The sequence below is a fragment of the Deltaproteobacteria bacterium genome, assembly GCA_009929795.1.
Classification (GTDB): domain Bacteria; phylum Desulfobacterota; class Desulfovibrionia; order Desulfovibrionales; family Desulfomicrobiaceae; genus RZZR01.
Map to the genome: position 1 here is coordinate 1 of RZZR01000171.1, position 4,650 is coordinate 4,650.

General features: G+C 67.8%; 6 protein-coding genes and 1 other annotated feature. All 6 genes read right to left on the bottom strand.

Annotated elements, in window-relative coordinates:
* Positions 1-673, bottom strand: a 673-nt coding sequence (locus EOM25_12390) for a cobyrinate a,c-diamide synthase (protein ID NCC25971.1), incomplete at its 3' end; no start/stop codon positions are given.
* Positions 670-1,383: a precorrin-2 C(20)-methyltransferase gene (gene cobI / locus EOM25_12395; protein NCC25972.1), complete on the bottom strand. Its 714-nt coding sequence runs from the start codon at positions 1,381-1,383 to the stop codon at positions 670-672. The genes cobI and EOM25_12390, both read right to left, overlap by 4 nt.
* Positions 1,380-2,252: an ABC transporter substrate-binding protein gene (locus EOM25_12400; GenBank protein NCC25973.1), complete on the bottom strand. Its 873-nt coding sequence runs from the start codon at positions 2,250-2,252 to the stop codon at positions 1,380-1,382. Before EOM25_12400 ends, cobI begins: the two co-directional genes overlap by 4 nt.
* Positions 2,197-3,042: an ABC transporter ATP-binding protein gene (locus EOM25_12405; protein ID NCC25974.1), complete on the bottom strand. Its 846-nt coding sequence runs from the start codon at positions 3,040-3,042 to the stop codon at positions 2,197-2,199. The genes EOM25_12400 and EOM25_12405 overlap by 56 nt, the downstream gene beginning before the upstream one ends.
* A complete protein-coding gene (locus tag EOM25_12410) occupies positions 3,039-4,040 on the bottom strand; it encodes an iron ABC transporter permease (GenBank protein NCC25975.1) in 1,002 nt (333 codons plus the stop codon). Before EOM25_12410 ends, EOM25_12405 begins: the two co-directional genes overlap by 4 nt.
* Positions 3,872-3,954: a sequence feature (possible 23S ribosomal RNA but 16S or 23S rRNA prediction is too short), on the bottom strand. It overlaps the preceding gene by 83 nt.
* 4 nt (positions 4,041-4,044) lie before the next feature.
* On the bottom strand, positions 4,045-4,650 hold a 606-nt coding region (locus tag EOM25_12415), incomplete at its 5' end, for a sirohydrochlorin cobaltochelatase (GenBank protein ID NCC25976.1).

The following is a 4,650-nucleotide window of genomic DNA, read 5'->3' on the forward strand; positions in this document are numbered from 1 at the left end:
CGGGCAGACCGTCCACAAGGGTTTGGATATCCACGGCCGAGGAAAACCAGTGGGCCAACCCCTCCACCCAACCGGGGCCGGGCCGATATTCATCCCGGGTCATGAGGCCAAGATGCCGGGACGGGATGGTCAGGTCGTCGCGCCGGGGCAGACTGAAGATTCGGAAATTTGGGCACAGGTCGAGGCCGCCAACGGCCTCGGCAACGAGACGTTCATGCTTGGACCCGCCCAATCTGTTCAGGAAAACACCGGACAAGTTCAGGTCCTCGTCGTAGCGGGCAAAGCCGAGGACCACGGCCGCCGCCGAGGCCCCCATGCCCCGGCCATCCACGACCAGAAAAACGGGCAGGCCGAGGAGCCGGGCCAGATAGGCGGCCGAGCCCGGCCCACCGTCAAACAAACCCATGGCCCCTTCCACGACCATGAGGTCTGTTCCTTCTGACGTTCGGGACAACACTCCGGCTACGGCCTCGGGCCCCATCATCCATGGATCCAGCGTGTGGGCCGCCTCCCCGGTGACGAGTTCATGCAGCCCCGGATCGATGAAATCCGGGCCGGACTTGAAGGATTGGACGCGCATTCCGGCCTGCCGGGCCGCGGCCAAAAGGCCCAGGACCACGGTGGTCTTACCCGTGCCGCTGCCTGTCCCGGCCACCAAGAGGGCCTTGGTCATGCCCGGCCCTTCTTGATCAATAGAAGGGACAGATAGTGCGGGTCGTCCGGAAGATCGGCCAGCCCTCGGACCACGGTCTCGCCCTCCAGGCCCAGGCGGGAGGCGAACACGGCTTCCCGGTCCAGGTCCTCGGAGGCCAGCCAGTCCCGGATGGCCGGGAAATTCCGATAGGCCTTGAGGATTACCGCGTTGTCCGCGCCCTGCATCCGCCGGGCCAGATCTCGGGTCTCGTTGACTCCGGAAAGAACGAGGAGACTTTCACCGGACTCGGCCAGGGGCGTGCCCGAGACCGCCGCGGCCTGTTGAAAGGAGGTCACCCCGGGCACGACCTCCACCCGCACCTCCGGCTCCAGGGCCCGCACGGCCCGCAAGAGGTAGACGAAGGTACTGAACAGCATGGGATCGCCCAGGGTCAGAAAGGCCGCGTCCCGGCCGGTGTGGAGCGCGTCAAGCACGGCCTTGGCGTTGGCCTCCCAGGCTCTGGCCAAACCCTCGGGGTCGCGGGTCATGGGAAAGGCCAGATTGCGGATTGCGGCCCCAGGCCGCACATGCTTCTCGGCAATAGACAGGGCCAGGGAGTAGTCGTTTTTACTCGAACTGGCTGCGAAAACCTCCTCAACCCGGCCCAGCACCCGGGCCGCCCGCAGGGTCAGAAGCTCCGGGTCGCCCGGACCCACGCCCACGCCGTACAGCACGCCCCGGTCCTTCATGGCCGTGCCTCCCCGGTTGATATCGATGGATGAAGAAACGCGGCCAGTTCCTCCACGGCCTCGATGTTTCGGGGTCCGGGCCGAACACAGGCCAGTTGGTCCACGTTCAGCACCCGATTGTGACGCACGGCCGGAAGGGTCCGGAAATGGGGACGGTCGGGCAGGCGGATGGGACAGGGATTCATGGGCCCGGTCAGGGTGACATAGGCCTCGGGGGCCAAGGCAACGAGGGTTTCCTCGCCCAGACGGACGAGCTTGGCCGGTTCGGTGACCAGATTTCGGCCCCCGGCCCGACGGATGATGTCCGCGGTCATGCCCTGATCTCCGGCCACCAGAAGGTTGGGATAGCGGACCTCGAAGACCAGAGGCACGGGCGGGCGGTCCGCGACTCGGATCTCCACGGCCTTCAGGCGGGCCTGCCAGCTGTCGGCCAGGTCGCAAGCCCGGGCCTGGGTGCCGGTCAGGGTTCCCAGTCGGTCCAGGGTACGCATGAGGCCGTCCATGTCGGCCGCCCGGAACACGGCCACGGTCAAGCCCAGGGACTCCAGGGCCTGCACCGACTCCCTCGCCTCGTCCCGGCCGTCCATCTGCACGACCAGATCCGGTCGCAAATGCACGACCCGCTCCACCCCGGGCCGCATGTGCGTGCCGATGGAGGGCAGATCGGCCAGCCCGGGCACGTCCTGGTCGGCGTCCGTGCGGGCCACGATCCGGTCTCCCGCCCCAAGGGCCAGGAGTATCTCGGCCAGGCCTCCGTGCAGGGGCACGATGCGTGAGGCCGGATCGGCCAGGCGGACCTCCCGGCCGGTATCGTCACGAACGACGATCTCGGCCCGGGCCGAGGCGGCCCCGAGGGCCAGGAGCAGGATCACCCCCAGGACGGACCAGGACCTGCGGGGTCCCGGTGTGTGGATGGGCGACAATGGTGAGAGACGTTTCATAGACCTCTTCCAGATTGGCTTGGGTGAAAACTTCGGCGGTCGGGCCGTCAAGCACGATGCGCCCGGCCTTCACAACCACGAGGCGCGGACAGTACAGGGCGGCCAGATTGAGATCGTGCATGGCCGCGACCATGGTCAGACCCCGGCGGTTGTGTTCGACCAAAAAATCGTGGACGGCCACCCGGGAACGGACATCCAGCCCGGCCGAGGCCTCGTCCAGGAGCAGGAGGTCCGTGTCCTGGGCCAGGGCCCGGGCCACATAGGCCCGCTGCCGCTCTCCGCCGGAAAGGCTCCCGGCGTCCCGGTCGGCGAACCCGGACAGCCCGGCCTCATGAAGAGCTTGACCGGCCCGTTGCCGATCCTCGTGCCCATATCCCCGCCAGACCGAAACATAGGGGTAACGGCCCATGAGAACCAGGGAAAGGACCTTGAGCCCGGGCACGGCGGCCGGGCTCTGGGGCACGGCGGACACCAGCCGGGCCCGGTCCCGGCCCGGAAGTTCGGCCAGGTCCCGACCCATAATCCGAACCGCTCCCGAGCACGGCGTCAGGGCCCCGGACAGGGTCAGGAGCAGGGTCGTCTTGCCGCTCCCGTTGGGGCCCAAGAGGCCGACCATTTCCCCCTGTTCGACGCGCAGGTCGACCCCGTGCAGAATCTCTCTCCGGCCATGGGAGCAGACCAGGTCGCGCACCTCGATAGCTGGCTCTATCCGTGTCATTCGCGGCCCATCCGGCGGCAGAGGATGGCCCAGAAGGCCGGCCCGCCCACCAGGGCCGTGACCACTCCCACGGGCAACTCTCCTCCCCGGGGGAGCAGGGTCCGGGCGGCCACGTCGGACCAGAGTAGGAGTACGCCCCCGGCCAGGGCCGAGGATAGGATCAAGGGCCGATGCTCCCTGCCCTGGAACAGGCGCACGAAATGAGGCACCACCAGACCCACGAAGCCGATGACCCCAGACACGGCCACCCCGGCTCCGGCCAGGATCCCAGCCCCCAGAAGGAGCCAGAGCCGGGACCGCTCGGCGTCCACGCCCATCTGCTGGGCCTGGCCCGAGCCGAGGTTCAAAAGGTCCAACTCCAGACCCAGCCTCCAGACCAGGATCATGCCGACCACCCACCAAGGCAGGTAGAGGAAGACATGGGCCCAGCCCCGACCCTGAAGGCTGCCCATGATCCAGAAGACAATGGCCGTCACGGACTCCTCGTCCAGGGCCTTGATGAGGGAAATGAGAGCGGCCAGGAAAGTGGCCGTGACAATGCCGGCCAGGATCATGGTCTCCCGCCGCAGACCTCCGGCCATGCGGGCCAGGACCAGGACCAGACCCAAGGTGCCCAGGGCCCCGATCACGGCCGCCGGGGTGAGCACACCCAGGGCGCCGAACAGGGTCGTGCCCAGGCCCAGGTATACGGTCAGGGCCACGCCAAAAGCCGCCCCGCTTGACACGCCAAGAGTGAAGGGGTCGGCCAGGGGGTTGCGCAAAAGGCCCTGGAGTACGGCCCCTGAAGCCCCCAATCCGGCGCCCACCAGCCAAGCCAGGACCGAGCGACTCAACCGGATGTCCACGACGATGAGCCGCAGGGCCTCGTCCGCTTGGGACCCCAGACCCAGGGCGGACAAAACCTCGCCCGGGGCCAAGGGCACCGGGCCGATCAGGGCCCCGCCCAGAACGGACAGGACCCCGACCAGGAAAAGGATCACGGCTATGCGGCCCGACACGGGCTCAGAACTCCAGGGATTTCATGGCCCGTTTGAGATGTTCGACCCAAAGGGCCACCACCTTGGGGTCGCTGCCCAGCCCCTGAAGCAGGGGGCGACAGGCGATACCGGCTTGGGAAAGGACCGAAACCCAGGAATCCTCCTCGGGCCCGGCCATGTCGTTGCGGGCATGGTCCCCGGCCACGGTCATCAGCGGCCGGAGAACGGCCTTGGCGGTCTTGCGGGCCCGAAGTTCGGCCAAAACATCGTCCAGGCTCGGGGTGCCCTCCACCGTGCCCACCAGAATCGAAGAATTCGTTTTGCTGAAGAAGTATTGCAGGGCCGGGTAGCAGAGGTCGGCCCCGTGCGGGCTACCGTGGCCCATGAGCACCAGGGCCTCGTCATCGTCCCGAGGGGTGGCCGCCAGAATGGCCGCCAGACGTTCGGCGTCGGCCGAAGAGGCCAGCAGAGGGTCGGCCAGCACGATCCGGCTCAAACCCTTGGCCATGCCTTGGAACCGGCCGCAGACCTGGGCCAGGGCGTGGAACTCCTCGCCCGGAATGACCATGAGGGGAAGGACCACGGCCCGGTCGAATCCACGGGCCGCCAACCTGGCCAAGGCCTCGGCCGG